The following is a 17,229-nucleotide window of genomic DNA, read 5'->3' as shown; positions in this document are numbered from 1 at the left end:
CGGTGCTGGCGCACGACGAAGGCGCCGACGCCGGTCCGGCCACCGCGCCGCCCCAGGATCGCGCCCCCGGCGAGGGCGGCGCCCCCCGACACCATCCGCTGGAGGTCCCATGATCCGTGTCTGCCTGGTCGACGACCAGACCCTCGTAAGGCAGGGCATCCGCTCGCTGCTGGCGCTCGACGACGGCATCGAGGTCGTCGCCGAGGCCGGCGACGGCAAGCAGGCGGTGGAACTGATCCCCGAGGTGCGCCCCGACGTGGTGCTGATGGACATGCGGATGCCGGTGATGTCCGGGCTGGAGGCGCTGCAGGCGCTCTCGCGCGCCGGCCAGCTGCCGCCGACCATCATCCTGACCACCTTCGACGACGACCAGCTGGTGCTGGCCGGCATGAAGGCCGGCGCCCGCGGCTACCTGCTCAAGGATGTGTCGCTCGAGCAGCTGGTCGGCGCGATCCGGACCGTGGCCGCCGGCGGCTCGCTGGTGCAGCCGGTGGTGACCCAGCGCCTGCTTTCGGGCCTGGAGCACATGCGCAACGAGTTCGTCAGCCTCGACCGCCCCGACCCGCTGACCGACCGCGAGACCGAAATCTTGCGCCTGATGGCGGGGGGCTTCTCCAACAAGGAGATCGCCAACTCCCTGGGCGTGGCCGAGGGCACGATCAAGAACCACGTCTCGAACATCCTCAGCAAGCTCGGCGTGCGCGACCGCACCCGCGCGGTGCTCAAGGCCTTCGAGCTGCAGCTGGTCTGACGCGGACCCGATGCCCGGCCCGCCGCGGCGCGGCGGGCGTCCGCCGGCGGCGCGGGGCGATGCCTGCCGGGGCATCTTCCGGCCCGGACCCGGTCGGCGCGCTCGTCCCGGCAGCGTGGGCGGCAGCGGCCGCGCCGCCTGGGCGGTCGCGCGGGCGCGGGGGTGCCGACCGGCCCTGCGCCGTGCGGCAACCCACGGCCCGGTCCAGGCGTCCTGGCCGCCGTCGGCGGCGCGGGCACCCCCGTCGAGACGGCCCGGCGGGCCGGACCGGCGCTGCCTGTGTGCCGTTTCCCGCATGATCCTGCCGAGGATGGCCGGATCGGCTTTTCGACGCGCCGATGGGTCGCAGCGCGCGCAAACTTCTTGATAGGATTGGCCACTTGCGCCCGCGACGGCGGGAATTGGTCCCGGAGAACCCTGAATGACCCGTTTGCTCGAGATCCTGATTTCAATGGCGATCGTCGCCGTGCTGTTCGTGCTCGTGGGTGTCTTCCTGCCGTCGAGCCGCACGATCACCGAGAAGGTCGAGACCAACCGGCGACCGGCGATCGTGTTCGATACGCTCAACAGCCTGCACAGGTTCCACGAGTGGAACGCGCTCGCCCTGCGCGACCCGGCCATCCGGATCACCCGTTCCGGCCCGGACTCGGGCGTGGGCGCGCGCCTGGACTACGAGTCCAAGGAGCGCTCGCTGGGCAAGGGCAGTTGGGAGATCATCGAGAGCGAGCCCGACTCGCGCGTGGTCTACGCCCTCGACACCCCCGACCGCGGCGAGAACAAGCGGATGACCTTCACGCTGCGTCCGACCGGCCGCGGCGGGCGCAACGTCGAGATCAGCCAGACCTACAACGTGGACTACGGCTGGAACCTGCTCGGGCGCTACGCCGGCATGTACGTGCGCGGCCACGTGGGCGAGGACATGAAGATCGGCCTGGCCAAGCTCACCAGCATCCTGGCCGCGGTGCCGAACGTGGACTACCGCGCCGAGGGCGTGCCGCTGACCAACCTGGGCGTGGTCGAGCTGCCCGCCGAGAACCTGCTGTCGGTTTCGGCCGGTGCGATCGAGCGCAACAACGAGGCCATCAAGCGCTCGATGCGGTCCAACAGCGAGTGGATCAAGCGCACGATGGACGCCAACGACCTGGTCGCGGCCGGCCCGATGCGCATCGTCTCCACCGAGCTGGGCCGCGAGAACTACACCTTCGACGTGGTCCAGCCGGTGCGCCGCAAGGGCTCGGACGAGGCCAACGCCGCCAATGGCGGCGACGAGGCTGAAGCCGAGGCCGAGGCGATGGCCCAGGCGCCCGCGGTGGACGAGGGCGAGCTGGAGGTCGAGATCCCCGAGGGCGCGCCGGTCGAGTACATCCGGACCGAGCCGGGCCGGTTCGCGCACGGCGAGTACAAGGGCTACATGGCCGAGCTGGAGAACGTGCGCAACGCGGTCCGCGCCTGGGCGTTGACCCATGGCCACGACGTCACCGACCGTCCGTTCGAGTTCTACAAGAACGGCATCGACAACGCGTTCACCGCGGACGGCGAGTTCGAGGTGTTCTGGAGGCTTCGCGAGTAATCCGCGCCGCCATGCATGCGTTCGCCACGCGCCGCATCCCCCCGGGGGTGCGGCGCGCTGCGTTCGGGGAGCGCCCGCGGTGAGGGCCGCGCCCGCACCGCTGGTGCGCTGGCTGCGCGCCAAGGGCGCGCTGATGGCCGGCGCCGGGGTCGCGCTGGCCGCGTATGCCTCCCATGCCGCCGCCGACGCGGACCGTGCCGTGCTGCAGGCCGCGGCGGTGATGGCCTTCGGCCACGGCGTCGCGATCGCGGCCCTGGCACGGCCACGGATGCCGCGCGTGGCCGCGCTGGCGGTCGGATTGCTGCTGGCTGGCAGCCTGGTGTTCGCGGGCGCCCTGGCATGGCGGGTGCTGGGTGGCGGCAGTTCCGCCGCGGCCCCGTTCGGGGGCGGGATGATGATCCTGGGGTGGCTGCTGTACGCCGCCTCGCCGCTGGAGGACTGACGCCGATGCCACGGCACGCACGCGGGTTCGACACCGCCGCCGCCTGGGAGCACCTGCTGCGCCGCGACCGCAGGCTGGCCAAGTGGATGCGGCGGCTGGGCCCGATCCCGCCCGAGCCGCGCTGGCGCCGCCCGTTCGACCCGGTGGACGCGCTGGCGCGGGCGATCCTGTTCCAGCAGCTCAGCGGCAAGGCCGCATCGACGATCGTGGCGCGGGTGGAGGCCGCGATCGGCAGCCGCCGCCTGCACGCCGACACCCTGGGCCGGATCGACGATGCCACCCTGCGTGCCTGCGGCGTCTCGGGCAACAAGACCCTGGCCCTGCGCGACCTGGCCGCGCGCGAGGCGCGCGGCGAGATCCCGACCCTGCGTCGCATGTCGACCATGCGCGAGGACGAGATCGTGGCCGCGCTGGTCCCGATCCGCGGCATCGGCCGCTGGACCGTGGAAATGATGCTGATGTTCCGCCTCGGCCGGCCGGACGTGCTGCCGGTCGACGACCTGGGCGTGCGCAAGGGCGCCCAGCGGGTGGACGGACTCGAGGCGATGCCGACCCCGCGCGAACTGGCCGAACGCGGCGAGCGCTGGGGTCCCTACCGCACCTACGCCTCGCTCTACCTGTGGCGCATCGCCGACCTGGCCGCCGGCGCGGCCCCGACCAACCGCTCGCAGGACTAGGCGGCGGGCGGCGCAAGGGGCGGGCGAGGGCCCGCGGCGGCGGCATCGGCGGTCGCTGCGGTATCGGGGTCCGCCGCGCCGCCGCGGTCGTCCTCAGCGCTCCGCGGCCGGCCCGCGGAACCGCCAGTGCCACGGCTCGTACACGATCCCGTGCGGATTGCCGCGCGGATAGCTCATCGTGAAGCCGTGCCCGCCCGCGTGCCGCGACAGCCAGTCGAAGGCGGGCGTGGCCTCGAACGATGCCTCCGCCGGCGGCTCGTCGGGGGTGCCGATGTCCAGTGCGTCGCCGCCATGGTGCTCGCTGAAGCCCGGCGCCGCGTTCACCGCGAGGATGTCGGCCACCGCCAGTCCGCGCGCCAGCTTCCGCTCGAAGATCCCGAGCTGGTAGTCGTGGCTGCGGTAGCCGGAGATCGCCTCGAGCACCACGCCGTCGCGTGCGGCCGCTGCGCGCATCCGCTCCCAGGCCCGCGCGGCGTCGGGCCGCAGCCACAACGGCCGGCGGTAGCGGTCGAATCCGGCCAGCGCCAGCACTTCGGGTTCGGCGATGGTGGCCAGGCCGGTGCGCCGGGCATAGGCCTCCGCGTCCAGCCCGAGTGCGTCCAGCCGCGCCTGCAGCAGCGTGGGCGGGAGTCCGCCTGGCTCCAGCGCGCCCGACAGGCGGGGCGGGGCGTCGAGCAGGTCCAGCGCCTCGTCGATGCCCGGTTCGCGCGCCAGGCGCGGCTGCAGCGGCATCAGGCCCTCGCCCAGCACCGCGGCCAGGTAGCGGCCGTCGCGCTTGCGCCGCAGCACGCGGCTGGCGCGGGCCAGGATCCGGGCGTCGGCGCTGGCGCGCGCGCGCAGCAGCCAGGCGGGCCAGAGTTCGATCCGGGGGGTGTTGAGCAGGAAGCGGGAGTGGACGCGCATCGGCGAAGCTTAGCGGCCGGCCACGGCCCGGGCCATCGCGGGCGGCCGGGCGGTCAGGGCTCGTCCCGGTCTTCGCCGGGCGGGGGGTTGCCCGGCAGGCGCCCGGCCTTGCGCAGGGCCTCGCGCAGCACGTATTCGATCTGCGCATTGACGCTGCGCAGTTCGTCGTCGGCCCATTTCTGCATCGCCTCCAGCACGGGGGCGCCGATGCGCAGCGGATAGGCCTTCTTCCCCGCCATCAGTCGCCATCCCCGGGCCAGTCGCCGCGGCGCGCGCGCAGCACCGACAGCAGCATCGCCACCGCCAGGCCGTTGACCACCACCACCAGCACCACCGCCAGTGCCGCCACCCGGGCCTGGTCGCCGCCCCAGGTGGCCAGGCCGGCGGCCATTGCCAGCATGGCCACGCCGACCATGTGCATCAGCCGCGCCAGCCGGTTGTCGAGCGCGCGGCGCCGGCGTCCGGTCATGCCGCGGGCACCGCGCGCCACTGGCACGCGGCCGTCGCGCAGCCAGCCGGCGCTGAGGAAGGCCGGCAGCGCGAGCAGGGCGAAGACGGCGGCGGCGAGATGGTGCGGCTGCATCGATGCGCTCAGTACAGGGAGCCGGCGTTGACGATCGGCTGGGTGCTGCGGTCGCCGCACAGCACCACCAGCAGGTTGCTGACCATTGCCGCCCGGCGCTCCTCGTCCAGGCGCACGGTGCCGTTCTTCTCCAGCTCGGCCAGCGCCATCTCCACCATGCCCACCGCGCCGGCGACGATTCGGGTGCGGGCGGCGATCACCGCGTTGGCCTGCTGGCGCTGCAGCATCGCCTGGGCGATCTCCGGGGCGTAGGCGAGGTGGCTGATGCGTGCCTCGAGCACTTCCACGCCGGCCGCGGTCAGGCGCTCGTCGAGGTGCTCCTTCAGCCGGTCGGAGATCTCCGCCGGGTGGCTGCGCAGGGAGATGTCGCCTTCCTCGTGCTGGTCGTAGGGATAGCTGGTCGCCATCGCGCGCAGCGCGGCCTCGGACTGGATGTGGACGAAGCTTTCGTAGTCGTCCACGTTGAACACCGCCTCGGCCGAATCGACCACCCGCCAGACGATCACCGCCGCGATCTCGATCGGCGAGCCGTCGAGCTCGTTGACCTTGAGCCGGCCGCTCTCGAAATTGCGCACCCGCAGCGAGATCTTGCGCTTGGCGTAGAAGGGGTTGTTCCAGCGCAGGCCGTCCTGCTTGACCGTGCCCACGTACTTGCCGAACAGGCTCAGCACCGCCGCCTGGTTGGGTTCGACCTTGTAGACACCCGCCATCAGGAACGTGACCACCGTGGCCGCGATCCAGGCCGGCCCCGGATGCACGCCATGGGTGAGCGGCAGGGCGATGGCGACCACGTCGAGCAGCAGCAGGATCAGCAGGACCGGGATGCCGGGCAGGGAACGGATCGGATTCTCTTTCATGGGGTGTGTCCTGGCGTGGAAGCGGGGCCCCCGCGGTGGGGCCCGGTGGTGGGCGGCAACCGCCTCATGGTGATTGATATCAGAATGATATCGAAATGCCAAGGCCGGCGGCGGGCCGACCGCCCCACGGCTGGCTAGAATGCCCACCCCACCGCCCCGAGCCGTCCCCATGCCCTGCAACCTCGGCACTCCGCTTTCGTCCTCCGCCACCCGCGTGCTGCTGCTGGGGGCGGGCGAACTGGGCAAGGAGGTCGCGATCGAATTGCAGCGGCTGGGCGTCGAGGTGATCGCCGCCGACCGCTATGCCGACGCCCCGGCGATGCAGGTCGCCCATCGCAGCCACGTGCTGGACATGCTCGACGGCGCCGCGCTGGCGGCCCTGATCAAGCGCGAGCGCCCGCACCTGGTGGTGCCGGAGATCGAGGCCATCCACACCCGCACCCTGGTGGAACTGGAACGCGACCACGGCCAGCGCGTCATCCCCACCGCGCGCGCGGCCTGGCTGACCATGGACCGCGAGGGCATCCGCCGCCTCGCCGCCGAAACGCTCGGCCTGCCGACCTCGCCCTATCGGTTCGTCGACACGGAAGATGAGTACCGCGAGGCCGTCGCCGCCATCGGCCTGCCGTGCGTGGTCAAGCCGGTGATGTCGTCCTCGGGCAAGGGACAGAGCACGGTGCGCCGCGAGGAAGACATCGCGCCGGCGTGGGCGTATGCGCAGACCGGCGGGCGCACCGGCGCCGGCCGCTGCATCGTCGAGGGCTTCATCGACTTCGATTACGAGATCACCCTGCTCACCGTGCGCCATGCCGGCGGCACCTCGTTCTGCGCTCCGATCGGCCACCTGCAGCGCGACGGCGACTACCGTGAGAGCTGGCAGCCGCAGTCGATGCGGCCGCGCGCGCTGGAGCGGGCGATGCAGGTCGCGCGCGCGATCACCGACGACCTCGGCGGCCGGGGCGTGTTCGGCGTGGAGCTGTTCGTGAAGGGGGACGAGGTCTGGTTCAGCGAGGTCTCGCCGCGTCCGCACGACACCGGCCTGGTCACGCTGGTCTCCCAGGAGCTGAGCGAGTTCGCGCTGCACGCGCGCGCCATCCTCGGCCTGCCGGTCGGTGCGGAGGATGGGGGCTTCGTGCCGCAGCGCGGGCCCTCGGCCTCGTGCGCGCTGCTGGCCGAGGGCCACGGCGTGCCGGTGTTCGGGAACGTCGACGCGGCCCTGCGTGCGCCGCGGACCGCCTTGCGCCTGTTCGGCAAGCCGCGGGTGGAGGGCCAGCGCCGGGTCGGCGTGACCCTGGCGCGTGCGGAGTCGGTCGATGCCGCGCGCGCGGCCGCGCGCGACGCGGCCGGGGCCATCGCCATCGAACTGCAGTGACCGCCCCCGACCCCCGGGCCCCGCAAACGGAGCAGGCATGAAAGGCAGCAACGGCTACGCCGTGTTTTTCTTCCCGCAGGCGCTCGAGGCGCTTGGCGACCCGATCCGGCCCTACCTGCAGAGCGGCGATGGCCCGGACCCGCACGTGGTGTGCAGCGAGATCGACACCGCCGGCGCCTTCGTCGAGATGACCATCGCCGGCCGCACGCCCGACGGCCGCGAGGCCAGCCTCGAGCTGCTGGTCCCCAGCGGCATGGTGCGAATGATCGTGTCCAGCCAGCAGAGCGGGGACTTCGGCTTCCGGCCGCACACGCCTTCGCTGCCGGGCGCCAAGGCCTGAGCGCGCCGGCCGGCTACTCGGGCAGCAGGTCCACCCACACCGCGTGGTGGTCGCTGGCCGCGGCCAGCACTTCGTCCGGATGCTCCGGCGGTGGCCAGAACACGCCCGAGCCGGCGAGCCGGAAGCCGGTCGAGGGCAGGACGTAGTCCACCCGCAGGTTGCCCACCCGCGGCCCGAAGCGGCCGGTGTCGTGCGCATGCGGGCCACGGTGCCCGGCGTTCTCGCCGCCATCGAGCAGCGCCGCTGCTTCCGCGCCGGCGCTGCGCGGCGGCGCGTGGGCGAGCATGCGCGGATGCCGGATGAGCGCCTCGATCACGGCATGGTCGCCGGCGCCGTCGTGCGGATCGTTGTTGAGGTCGCCCAGGACCACGAAGCGCGCGCCCGGCGCCAGCGGACCGCAACGCCCCGCGTCGTCGCACAGCCAGGCCTCCTGGCCCGGGGCCGGCGTCAGGTACTCGAGCCAGAACCGGATTTCGTCGTGGTTGCGCAGCAGGTTGCGCTGCTCCGGACCGTCGAATGCCGGTGGCGTGGGGTGCGAGGCGAGCACGTGGATGCGGCCCAGCGGGGTGTCGACCGGCACGTCCCAGTGCGACTTGGACGACAGCCGCAGCTGCTCCCAGACATCGTCGCGATGGAACGGCGCCCCGGTGTCCGGATCGACCGGTCGCCGCGCGCCGGGCATCGCGCTCCACTTCAGCAGGCGGAAGGTGCGCGCCGCGTCCGCGTCGATGGGGTGGCGCGACAGCAGCAGCATGCCGTACTGGCCCGGGTGCAGGCCGTAGCCCCAGGCGTCGTTGCCGCGCTCGCGGCCCTCGCCGCCGACGCTGCCGTCGCCATCCAGGTCCAGCCCGCTGGGCTCGCCGGTGTTGGCCGGCGCGAGGTAGCGGTGCGGGTAGTGCAGGGGTTCGCCGCCGCCGGGTTGCGGCTGCTCCAAGTAGCGGTGCTGGAACAGGTCCGCGGCGCGGCCGTCGGGATCGTGGTCGAACTCGTTGAGCAGGACGATGTCCGGGCGGATCCGCTGCAGCACCGCGGCGATGCGCTGGGCCTGGGTGCTGCCCAGTTCCAGCCGCGCCACCAGCCCGCCGGGATCCTCGTCGTGCAGCGAGACGTTGTAGGTGGCGACGCGGAGCGGGGCGGTTGCGGGCATGTGGGGTCCGGACTGGGGCGCACGGCCGTGGACGTTGACGCGGACGCAGGCGCCGAGGGCGATCACCGCCAGCACGGCGAGCGCGGCAATGGCGTGCTGGCGGTTCATGCGGGCGCGATCTCCTCGAACGGGCGCCAGCGGCGGCCGTCGAACCCTTCGAGCGGACGGAACCTGCGCTTGTAGTCCATCTTGCCGTGGCCGGCGATCCAGTAGCCCAGGTAGAGGTGGCGGCGTCCGTCGCGCCGCGCCCATTCGACCTGGCGCAGGATCGCGAGCGTCCCCAGGCCGCGCGCGGACTGGTCGGGGTCGTAGAAGGTGTACACGGCGGACATCGCCCGCTCGTCGATGTCGGTCACCGCCACCGCCAGCAGGCGGCCGTCCTCGCGCAGTTCGAGGAAGCGGGTATTGGCCCAGCTGCCGACCAGGAACTGGTCGAACTCGTGCGCGCCGTGGTCGTCCATGCCGCCGCCGGGGTGGCGCGTGCAGAGGTAACGCCGGTAGAGCGCCAGGCGCTCGGCGTTGCGCTCGGCCGGCAGCACCCGCGCCTCGACCGCGTGGTTGCGCTGCAGGCAGCGGCGCTGGCTGCGGTCGGGGCGAAATCCGTCGACCGGGATGCGCACCGCCACGCAGGCGCGGCAGCCGACGCAGTGTGGGCGGTAAACGATGTCGCCGGAGCGGCGGAAGCCCCACTCCAGCGCCTGCGGGTAGAAGCCGGCCAGGCGCTCGTCGTGCGGGTCGAACACCAGGTCGCGGGCGACGCGCCCGGGCCAGTAGCCACAGGGGTGGTCGCCGGTATGGAACAGCCGCAGGTGTTCGTCCTCGCGCATCGCGGGGGCCAGCATACTGCGCCGCGGTCGCAGGCGGCGCGAGCCGGCGGGTGTCTGCCCGCTGAACCGGACCGGGCGCGGGTCAACGCGGGCCGCGGCGGGGGCGTTGACGGGGGCACGGCGGCGCTGGAGCCGCAGTCCCCGAGGAACCCGCACATGAAGCACAGGACCCTGTTCACCGCGCTCGCGATCGCCCTGATGGCCGCCGCCGGCGCCAGCGCCGCGGAGCCGGCGAACGCCCCGCAGCGCGGGACCAAGCCCACCCTCGACGCCAACGGCGACGGCGTGATCGATCGCGCCGAAGCGGCGAGGTTCCCGCGCTTGGCGGCGCGTTTCGACCAGCTCGACCGCAACGGCGACGACCGCCTCGATGCCAGCGAGCGTCCGCGCCACGGCCACGGCATGCGCCACGGCCGCGGCGGCCACCGCGGTGGCCACTTCGGCCACTTCCAGGATCCGGCCCGCCTGGACACGGACAACGACGGCCGCCTGTCGAAGGCGGAGGTCGAGGCCGCCGGCCAGGGCCGCGGCAAGCGTGGCAACCGGATGCTCGAGCAGTTCGACGCGATCGACGCGAACCGCGACGGCTACCTGGTCCGCAGCGAGATCCGCGCGTGGCACGCGCAGCAGATGAAGCAGCGCAAGGCTGCCATGGAGAAGCGCTTCGAGGAGCGTTTCGCCGCGGCCGACCTCAACGGCGACGGCAAGCTCAGCCGGGTCGAGGTCGACGAGAAGATGCCGCGCCTGTCCCCGCGCTTCGCCTGGATGGACGACAACCGCGACGGCTTCCTGAGCCGCGACGAGTTGCGCCCGGCGCGCCGCTGATCCCCGGTTGCATGGCGATTGCAGCCCGCATCCCCGGATGCGGGCTTTTTTCTGCCTTGCCTCGTGCGGCGGCCGGCCCGCCCAGGTCGGCCGGACATGGTGTCGGGCGCGCGGCCGCGGCACATCCCCGTACCGCTCGCGCCCTTCCGGCACAGGACGCCTGCCGCGCCTCCGGCCACCTTCCCGGACGCAAGGCGAAGGAGCGCCGTCAGCCGAAATGCAGGCGTGCGATCACCAGCGAGCCGATCACGATGATGTTGTTCACCATCAGCCCGGCGCGGCCCCAGGTCAGGCGGTACGCGAGCAGGCGCTGCCTGGCGCCGACCGGGTCGCGCCGCGCGTCGCGCTCGAACATGGGCGCCATCATCCGCGGCAGCGTGACCAGCAGCTGCCAGTTCATCGCCAGTAGCGCGACCGCGATGACGATGAAGGTGCGGCCGGGGTCGTGGAAGGCGAGGTGGGTGGCGACGATCAGGGCCACCATCACCAGCGAGAACAGCATGTAGCGACGCGAGAAGCGGAGCAGCATCGCGCGCTCCGCGTCGTCGTCGGCGAAATCCAGGATGATCCCGCGCGCGAACCAGGCCGCCACCAGCCCGCCGAGCAGACCGCCTGCGGCGGCGCCGGCCATGCCCAGGGCGAAGCGGGCGGCCATGCTGCCGGCGATCGAGCGGGTGGCCAGGCCCAGGCCGGCGGCCGCCGCCGGCTTGCTGATCCCCAGCGCGGCGGTGACGCCGACCGCGAACGCGGCCGAGGGCGCGCTGGAGCGGGCGAACTCGCCGAAGCGCTTGAGCAGGTCCTCGCGCACGCTCTGGCGCGCGCGTGACAGGCGCTTGCGCACGGCCGCGTCGGACAACCCCAGCAGCGACGCCACCTGCTTCGAACTCTGCCCCTCGCGGTAGAACAGCAGCAGCACCTCGCGGCTGTCCTCGGGCAGTTCGGAGATCAGGTCGGCCGCCACCGCCTCGCGCTCGGCGTCGAGCGCCTGCTCCAGCGGACAGCCGTCGGGGTCGGCCGCGTGCTGGATCGCCAGGTCCGCCGCCTCGCCCTGGAGCATGCGGTTTCGGCGGCCGCGCAGGTGGTCGTGGGCCAAGTTGCGGGTGATCTGGCGCAGCCAGGGCAGGAAGCTGGAGGGATTCTTCAGCCGCCGCAGGTTGTGCCAGGCCGACAGGAAGGCCTCCTGGGCGATGTCCTCGCTGGTGGCCACGTCGCGGGTGATCGCCAGGGCCACCGCCGTCACCACGTTCTGGCTTGCGGCCACGATGCGGCCGTAGGCGTCGCGGTCGCCGCCCACGGCGGCGGGCAGTTCACGTTTGATCAGCAGGTCGATGGCGTCGGTAGACATGGCGGCTCGCGGCGTTGGCTTGCTGACGTGACGGGACGGGCGCCGGAACGTGACCGCTCAGCGGCCGTCCGCCACCTGCCATTCATCCCCGTCGCGGCGGACGTCCAGCCGCCGCTGCGTGGTGGCGGTGTCGGCACGGGTGGTGGCCAGGGCGACGGTGCCCGTGCCCGAGCCGTCGGTGCGGTAATCGTCGACTGCCACGCGCAGCCAGGGGCCGGGTCCGGCGCAGGCCGCGGACGGCTGCGGGTCGAGGCCGGCCGCGCGCGCCACCGCCAGCGCCGCCGTGTCCGCCTCTTCGCCGTCCAGCGAGAGGCACAACGTGGCGGCGGGAACCGTGGCCAGCTCCATCGCCGCGAGGGTCGCGGCCAGCGCCGGCGGAGTGGGGATGCGGTGGATCGCGTCGGCGTCCACGGCGATCGGCTGCAGCGCCGGGTCGAAGGCGGGGGCCGCGGCGGGCGTGCGGGCCGGTTCGGGCAGGTCCCAGCCGGGATTGCGGAACTGGTTGAGCCACAGCGCCAGCGCCACGGCGGCCAGGACCAGCAGGCCGAGCCGCATGCGTGCGCGCCGCGTCGGCGACTGCGTGCGCAGCCGCGCGTCGTGGCCGACGGATGGCAGGAAGCTGGACGGATTGGCGGGCGAGGCCTCCAGCAGGCCGGCCTCGCGCAGCAGCTGGCGTGCGCGGGGCTGGTCGTCGGAACGGATCACCCAGACCGTGGCGCGCGGCGCGGGCTGGTGGTGGTCGCGATAGCTGAAATTGCCGCGGATCGAGCTGCGCAGGCCGCGGGGGTTGTCCAGCCGCACTTCGATGCCCTGGTCGGCGAGCAGCTTCGCCACCGCCTGGGCATTCTCGATCCGCGCGCTGCTGAAGACCTGGCGCATCTCAGCCGGTTCCCTTGACCCGGATCATGCCTTCCTGCGCGGTGCTGGCGACCAGGCGGCCGTCCTGCGAGAACACCTGGCCGCGGGCCAGCCCGCGCGCGCCCTGCGCGCTGGGGCTGTCGATGGAGTACAGCAGCCACTCGTCGGCGCGGAACGGACGGTGGAACCACAGCGCGTGGTCGAGCGAGGCCATCTGCACGTCGGGCTGGTAGTAGCTGATCCCGTGCGGGTAGGTGGCGGTGCCGAGCAGGTGGAAATCGGAGGCGTAGGCGAGCAGCGAGCGGTGCAGCTCGGGCGCGTCGCCGACGCGCTCGCCGAGCCGGAACCAGACCTGGTCGAATGGCGGCCTGCGCGCCGGGCGCAGTTCGTTGCGCGGGTGCACCGGGCGGAATTCGAACGGGCCGGTGCGGTCCAGCCAGCGCCGCACCTTGGTCGGCAGCGACGCCAGCACCCCGGGATCGATCCGCGGCGCCGGCTCGACATCGCCCGGGCCCGGCACCTGCGGCATCGGCGGCTGGTGCTCGACGCCCTCTTCCTCGGCCTGGAACGACGCGGCGCAGAAGAAGATCACCTTGCCGTGCTGGATCGCGGTGACCCGGCGCACCGAGAAGCTGCCGCCGTCGCGGGTGCGGTCGACGTGGTACACGATCGGGTGCTCGATGTCGCCCGCGCGCAGGAAGTAGGCGTGCAACGAATGCGCCGGTCGCGGCTGCGGCATGGTCGCCTGCGCCGCCGACAGCGCCTGGCCCAGTACCTGGCCGCCGAACACGTAGCGGGTCCCGATGTCGCGGCTCTGGCCGCGGAACAGGTCTTCTTCCAGGCGTTCGAGCGAGAGCAGGTCGATCAGTTCGGAAACGGGCGAATCCATGGCGGGTCCGGCGGGAAATCGCCCGCGATTATACGGGCCGCCCCGCGCCGGGCCGGTTCAGGGAATGCGCTGCAGTCCGCAGCCCGCCAGCACGCGTGGCCACGGGAACAGCGGCCCCGGATCGCGCTTGCGCGCCACCGTTACCGCGGGATCGTCGCTGGCCGGCACCCGTTCGGTGTCGAGGTCCTCGTGGCCGGCGATGTGGCGCAGCGCGGGCAGGGTGGCGCGCAGGTGGCCGAGCAGCGCCAGCAGCGCCTCGACCTGGGCGTCGGGGTAGGGCTCGTCCATCGCCTGGTGGGCCACGGCCAGCCAGTCCGGCCAGCGGCCGCGGTTCACCAGTTCGATCCCGACCGAGCGCGCGTTGTGGCCGCGCACGTGGTGGGCGACGCGTTCGGGTGGCACGTACTCGACGATGCGGCCGTCGCGGTCGATGTACCAGTGGCCGCTGTTGCCGGTGCCGCTGCCGGGGTAGCGCACCTGCTCGCCGAAGGCGCGCGCGGTGGCGAGGTCGGGCAGTTCCGTGCAGTGGACGACCACCAGGTCCACGGCGTCGAGGCCACGGGCCTGGAGCCGCGTTGCGTAGGGCAGGTGGTCGACGTGGATCGGCGGGACGCCGGTCGGTTGCGGCATGCCGCGATGCTAGCATTGCGCGATGCAGATCCCGCCTCCCGGAACCGCGATGCACGCCTTGATGACCCGGTTCCCGCGCGAGGGGCAGTTGCGCTGGATCGGGCTGCGTCCGGCGCGCGACGTGCCGATGCGCGAGGTGCCATCGGCCGAGGCGCGTACCGGCGCCGGACTGGTCGGCGACCGCTACGCCGGCGGCAGCGGCAAGCGCGGCGTGACCCTGATCCAGGCCGAACACCTGCCGGCGATCGCGGCGCTGGCCGGACGCGACGCGGTCGCGCCGGCGATCCTGCGCCGCAACCTGGTCGTCTCCGGCATCGCGCTGGTGGCGCTGCGTGGCCAGCGCTTCCGCGTCGGCGGGGTGCTGCTGGAAGGGACCGACAGCTGCGACCCGTGTTCGCGCATGGAGCAGGCGCTCGGCCCGGGCGGCTACAACGCCCCGGGCGGCATGGGCGGCCTGTGTGCGCGCGTGCTCGAGGGCGGCACGCTGCGGATCGGCGATGCGGTGGCGTGGGTGGGGGCATGAGCGCGCGCGGCCACTGCATCCTCTCGCACGGTTTCGAAAGCGGTCCCGACGCCACCAAGGTCACCGCCCTGGCCAAGGTCGCCGAACGCCTGGGCTGGTCCCACGAGCGCCCCGACTACACCGACCTCGACGCCAGGACCGACGTCAGCCGCCTCGGCGACGTGGCCGCGCGCGTGGCGCGCCTGCAGGCGCTGGCGCAGGCCGCCGCCGCGCGCGGGCCGCTGGTGCTGGCCGGTTCCAGCCTCGGCGCCTGGATCTCGGGCCAGGTGTCGCTGCGCGTGCCGGTGCGCGCGCTGTTCCTGATGGCGCCGCCGACGCGCATGGGCGAGGCGCCGCCGCTGCAGGCCGCGGAGGTGCCGACCTCGATCGTGCACGGCTGGCGCGACGAACTGATCGACGCGATGCACGTGGTCGAATGGGCGCGCGCGCGCCGCGCGACCCTGTTGCTGGTGGACGACAGCCATCGCCTTGAGGCGAACGTGGAGACCTCCGCGCAGGCCTTCGCGCGCCTGCTCGAACGCCTGCCATGAGGTTCTTCGCCTCCTGCGCCAAGGGCCTGGAGTACCTGCTCGCCGACGAGCTGGCCGCGCTGGGCTGCCGCCGCGCCACCGCCGCGGTGGCCGGGGTCAACGCCGAGGGCGAGCTCGCGAACGCCCAGCGCGCGGTGCTGTGGTCGCGCCTGGCCAGCCGCGTGTTGTGGCCGCTGGCCGAGTACGACTGCGACGGCGATCAGGCGCTGTACGACGGCGCCCGCGCGCTGCCCTGGCACGAGCACCTCGATGCGGGCATGACGCTGGCCGTGGACGCGCACGTCTCCGGCGGGGCGATCACCCATGCGCGCTTTGCGGCGCAACGGCTCAAGGACGCGGTGGTCGATGCGCTGCGCGCGCATTCGGGCGCGCGCCCCGACGTCGACGTCGGGGCGCCCGACCTGCGGCTGAACCTGGTGGTGCGCAAGGGCCGCGCGATCGTGTCGGTCGACCTCGGCGGCCCGCTGCACCGCCGCGGCTGGCGCATCGCCCAGGGCGACGCGCCGCTCAAGGAGACCCTGGCCGCGGCCGTGCTGCTGCGTGGCGGCTGGCCGCGGCTGTACCACGAGGGTGGCGCGCTGCTCGATCCGATGTGCGGCAGCGGCACCCTGCTCATCGAAGGGGCGCTGATGGCGGCCGACGTGGCGCCCGGGCTGTTGCGCTACGACGGCCGCGCGCCCACGCGCTGGCACGGCTTCGATGTCGCGGGCTGGGAGGCGCTGGTCGACGAGGCGCTGGCGCGCGAGCGCGCCGGCCGCGCAGCGTTGAAGCCGGTGTTCGACGGCAGCGACGCCGATCCGGCGGCGATCCGCGCGGCGCGCGAGAACGCGACCGCGGCCGGCCTGCGGGACGCGATCCGCTGGCAGGTGCGCGACGTGGCCAGCCTCGGTGCGGGAGACGTCGGCGCCGCGCCGCGCGGCCTGGTCGCCTGCAACCCGCCCTACGACGCGCGCCTGGCCGCGGACCCCGCGCTGTACCGCAGCCTCGGCGTCGCGCTGCGCCGCGCCGTTCCGGGCTGGCGCGCCAGCCTGCTGTGCGGCGACCGCGAACTGGCCTTCGCCACCGGCCTGCGCGCGAAGAAGACGTACGCGATGTTCAATGGCGCACTCGAGTGCACGCTGGTCGTGTGCGATCCGGTGCAGCCCGAGCGCACGCAGGCCGCCCCGCGCGAGCTGTCCGAGGGCGCGCGCATGGTCGCCAACCGCCTGCGCAAGACGCTGCGCGCCTCCCGCGCCTGGCGCGAGCGCGATGGCATCGACTGCTTCCGTGCCTACGACGCCGACATCCCCGAGTACGCGGCCGCGGTCGACGTGTACACCGAGGCCGATTCGCGCGCGCGCTGGCTGCACGTGCAGGAGTACGCCGCGCCGCCGGAGATCCCGGAGGCGGTCGCCCGCCGGCGCTTCGGCGAGCTGCTCGCCGGCGCCGCCGATGCGCTGGAGGTGCCGCGCGAGCGGATCGCGGTGAAGACCCGCGCCCGCGGCAAGGGCGGCAGCAAGTACGGCCACATGGCCCACCGCGGCGAGTTCATCACCGTGCGCGAGGGCGACGTGCGGCTGCAGGTGAACCTGTTCGACTACCTCGACACCGGCCTGTTCCTCGACCACCGCCCGCTGCGCCTGCGCCTGGCGGCCGAGGCGCGCGGCAAGCGCTTCCTCAACCTGTTCTGCTACACCGGCGCGGTGACCGTGCATGCCGCGGTCGGCGGCGCGGCGCAGACCACCAGTGTCGACCTGTCGGCGACCTACCTCGAATGGCTGGCCGACAACCTGCGTGGCAACCGCATCGGCGGTACCCGCCACCGCATCGCCCAGGCCGACGCCATGGCCTGGCTGCGCGCCGACCGGGGCCAGTACGACCTGGTGTTCTGCGACCCGCCGACCTTCTCCAACTCCGCCCGCGCCGGCGATTTCGACGTGCAGCGCTCGCACGTGGAGCTGCTGCGGCTGGCGGTCGCGCGGCTGGCGCCGGGCGGGGTGCTGTATTTCTCCAACAACTTCCGCCGCTTCCGGCTCGCCCACGACGCGGTATCCGCCTTCGCCGAGGTCGAGGACATCAGCGCCGCCACCATCCCGCCCGACTTCGCCCGCAACCCGCGCATCCACCGCGCCTGGCGTCTGGTCGCGCGCTGAGGCTGGCGCGCCGCACGGCTGGCAAGTA

At 73.4% G+C, this 17,229-nt stretch carries 20 protein-coding genes; 10 read left to right on the top strand and 10 right to left on the bottom strand.

All coding sequences use genetic code 11. The annotated features are described in order from the left end of the window. Positions 1 to 109: 109 nt before the first annotated feature. From FQY79_RS05385 to FQY79_RS05370, 4 genes are all read left to right on the top strand, one after another. A complete protein-coding gene (locus FQY79_RS05385) occupies positions 110 to 751 on the top strand; it encodes a response regulator (RefSeq protein ID WP_146311475.1) in 642 nt (213 codons plus the stop codon). Positions 752 to 1,172: 421 nt separating this feature from the next. Beyond that, the gene (locus FQY79_RS05380; protein WP_146311473.1) at positions 1,173 to 2,321 is read left to right on the top strand and encodes a polyketide cyclase; all 1,149 of its coding nucleotides are present in this window, start codon (positions 1,173 to 1,175) and stop codon (positions 2,319 to 2,321) included. A gap of 79 nt (positions 2,322 to 2,400) precedes the next feature. Next, positions 2,401 to 2,763, top strand: a complete 363-nt coding sequence (locus FQY79_RS05375) for a DUF423 domain-containing protein (protein WP_246123011.1) — start codon at positions 2,401 to 2,403, stop codon at positions 2,761 to 2,763. Positions 2,764 to 2,768: 5 nt separating this feature from the next. Continuing rightward, positions 2,769 to 3,440 (top strand): DNA-3-methyladenine glycosylase family protein, encoded by a 672-nt coding sequence (locus FQY79_RS05370; RefSeq protein ID WP_146311471.1) that lies wholly within the window; start codon positions 2,769 to 2,771, stop codon positions 3,438 to 3,440. Between the two features lie 93 nt (positions 3,441 to 3,533). Here the strand turns inward: FQY79_RS05370 and FQY79_RS05365 are convergent, their stop codons facing one another. Genes FQY79_RS05365 through FQY79_RS05350 form a run of 4 tightly spaced genes read right to left on the bottom strand, consistent with a single transcriptional unit; the run spans position 3,534 to position 5,783 of the window. Further along, on the bottom strand, positions 3,534 to 4,343 hold the full coding sequence (locus tag FQY79_RS05365; protein ID WP_146311469.1) for a M15 family metallopeptidase: 810 nt from the start codon (positions 4,341 to 4,343) through the stop codon (positions 3,534 to 3,536). A 53-nt stretch (positions 4,344 to 4,396) separates the two neighbouring features. Then, a complete protein-coding gene (locus FQY79_RS05360) occupies positions 4,397 to 4,582 on the bottom strand; it encodes a type II toxin-antitoxin system antitoxin (RefSeq protein WP_146311467.1) in 186 nt (61 codons plus the stop codon). After that, complete coding sequence (locus tag FQY79_RS05355) at positions 4,582 to 4,926, bottom strand: hypothetical protein (protein ID WP_146311465.1); 345 nt, start codon at positions 4,924 to 4,926, stop codon at positions 4,582 to 4,584. Before FQY79_RS05355 ends, FQY79_RS05360 begins: the two co-directional genes overlap by 1 nt. Before the next feature lie 8 nt (positions 4,927 to 4,934). Then, positions 4,935 to 5,783 (bottom strand): SPFH domain-containing protein, encoded by an 849-nt coding sequence (locus FQY79_RS05350; protein ID WP_146311463.1) that lies wholly within the window; start codon positions 5,781 to 5,783, stop codon positions 4,935 to 4,937. Between the two features lie 169 nt (positions 5,784 to 5,952). On the opposite strand from FQY79_RS05350, the gene purT reads away from it, so the two are divergent. Then, positions 5,953 to 7,155, top strand: a complete 1,203-nt coding sequence (gene purT / locus FQY79_RS05345) for a formate-dependent phosphoribosylglycinamide formyltransferase (protein WP_146311461.1) — start codon at positions 5,953 to 5,955, stop codon at positions 7,153 to 7,155. Positions 7,156 to 7,192: 37 nt separating this feature from the next. Then, positions 7,193 to 7,495, top strand: a complete 303-nt coding sequence (locus tag FQY79_RS05340; RefSeq protein ID WP_146311459.1) for a hypothetical protein — start codon at positions 7,193 to 7,195, stop codon at positions 7,493 to 7,495. A 13-nt stretch (positions 7,496 to 7,508) separates the two neighbouring features. On the opposite strand, the gene FQY79_RS05335 is transcribed toward FQY79_RS05340, so the two are convergent. After that, positions 7,509 to 8,750 (bottom strand): endonuclease/exonuclease/phosphatase family protein, encoded by a 1,242-nt coding sequence (locus FQY79_RS05335; protein WP_146311457.1) that lies wholly within the window; start codon positions 8,748 to 8,750, stop codon positions 7,509 to 7,511. Continuing rightward, entirely contained in the window at positions 8,747 to 9,469 is a 723-nt protein-coding gene (locus FQY79_RS05330) for an arginyltransferase (protein ID WP_246123010.1), read from the bottom strand. Before FQY79_RS05330 ends, FQY79_RS05335 begins: the two co-directional genes overlap by 4 nt. Positions 9,470 to 9,625: 156 nt before the next feature. Here FQY79_RS05330 and FQY79_RS05325 point away from each other — a divergent pair, with 156 nt between their 5' ends. Further along, a complete protein-coding gene (locus FQY79_RS05325; protein WP_146311453.1) occupies positions 9,626 to 10,294 on the top strand; it encodes an EF-hand domain-containing protein in 669 nt (222 codons plus the stop codon). Positions 10,295 to 10,502: 208 nt separating this feature from the next. On the opposite strand, the gene FQY79_RS05320 is transcribed toward FQY79_RS05325, so the two are convergent. Genes FQY79_RS05320 through FQY79_RS05305 form a run of 4 tightly spaced genes read right to left on the bottom strand, consistent with a single transcriptional unit; the run spans position 10,503 to position 14,016 of the window. Then, a complete protein-coding gene (locus tag FQY79_RS05320; RefSeq protein ID WP_146311451.1) occupies positions 10,503 to 11,639 on the bottom strand; it encodes an RNA polymerase sigma factor in 1,137 nt (378 codons plus the stop codon). A 57-nt stretch (positions 11,640 to 11,696) separates the two neighbouring features. Next, positions 11,697 to 12,518, bottom strand: coding sequence for a putative signal transducing protein (locus FQY79_RS05315; RefSeq protein WP_146311449.1), 822 nt, complete (start codon positions 12,516 to 12,518; stop codon positions 11,697 to 11,699). A gap of 1 nt (position 12,519) precedes the next feature. Beyond that, positions 12,520 to 13,386, bottom strand: coding sequence for an acyl-CoA thioesterase II (tesB, locus tag FQY79_RS05310; RefSeq protein WP_146311447.1), 867 nt, complete (start codon positions 13,384 to 13,386; stop codon positions 12,520 to 12,522). Between the two features lie 57 nt (positions 13,387 to 13,443). Further along, the gene (locus FQY79_RS05305) at positions 13,444 to 14,016 is read right to left on the bottom strand and encodes an N-acetylmuramoyl-L-alanine amidase (RefSeq protein ID WP_146311446.1); all 573 of its coding nucleotides are present in this window, start codon (positions 14,014 to 14,016) and stop codon (positions 13,444 to 13,446) included. A 49-nt stretch (positions 14,017 to 14,065) separates the two neighbouring features. Between FQY79_RS05305 and FQY79_RS05300 the strand changes: the two genes are divergently transcribed. From FQY79_RS05300 to rlmKL, 3 genes are read left to right on the top strand one after another with little or no spacing between them, the layout of a single operon-like run. Continuing rightward, positions 14,066 to 14,539: an MOSC domain-containing protein gene (locus tag FQY79_RS05300; RefSeq protein WP_425463185.1), complete on the top strand. Its 474-nt coding sequence runs from the start codon at positions 14,066 to 14,068 to the stop codon at positions 14,537 to 14,539. Continuing rightward, entirely contained in the window at positions 14,536 to 15,069 is a 534-nt protein-coding gene (locus FQY79_RS05295; protein ID WP_146311444.1) for an alpha/beta fold hydrolase, read from the top strand. Before FQY79_RS05300 ends, FQY79_RS05295 begins: the two co-directional genes overlap by 4 nt. Continuing rightward, the gene (gene rlmKL, locus FQY79_RS05290; protein ID WP_146311442.1) at positions 15,066 to 17,201 is read left to right on the top strand and encodes a bifunctional 23S rRNA (guanine(2069)-N(7))-methyltransferase RlmK/23S rRNA (guanine(2445)-N(2))-methyltransferase RlmL; all 2,136 of its coding nucleotides are present in this window, start codon (positions 15,066 to 15,068) and stop codon (positions 17,199 to 17,201) included. The genes FQY79_RS05295 and rlmKL overlap by 4 nt, the downstream gene beginning before the upstream one ends. Positions 17,202 to 17,229: the final 28 nt, after the last annotated feature.

This window comes from Luteimonas wenzhouensis (assembly GCF_007859305.1).
Lineage (GTDB): Bacteria > Pseudomonadota > Gammaproteobacteria > Xanthomonadales > Xanthomonadaceae > Luteimonas > Luteimonas wenzhouensis.
The sequence above is the reverse complement of the archived record's forward strand: the minus strand, read 5'-3'. Positions and strand labels throughout refer to the sequence as shown.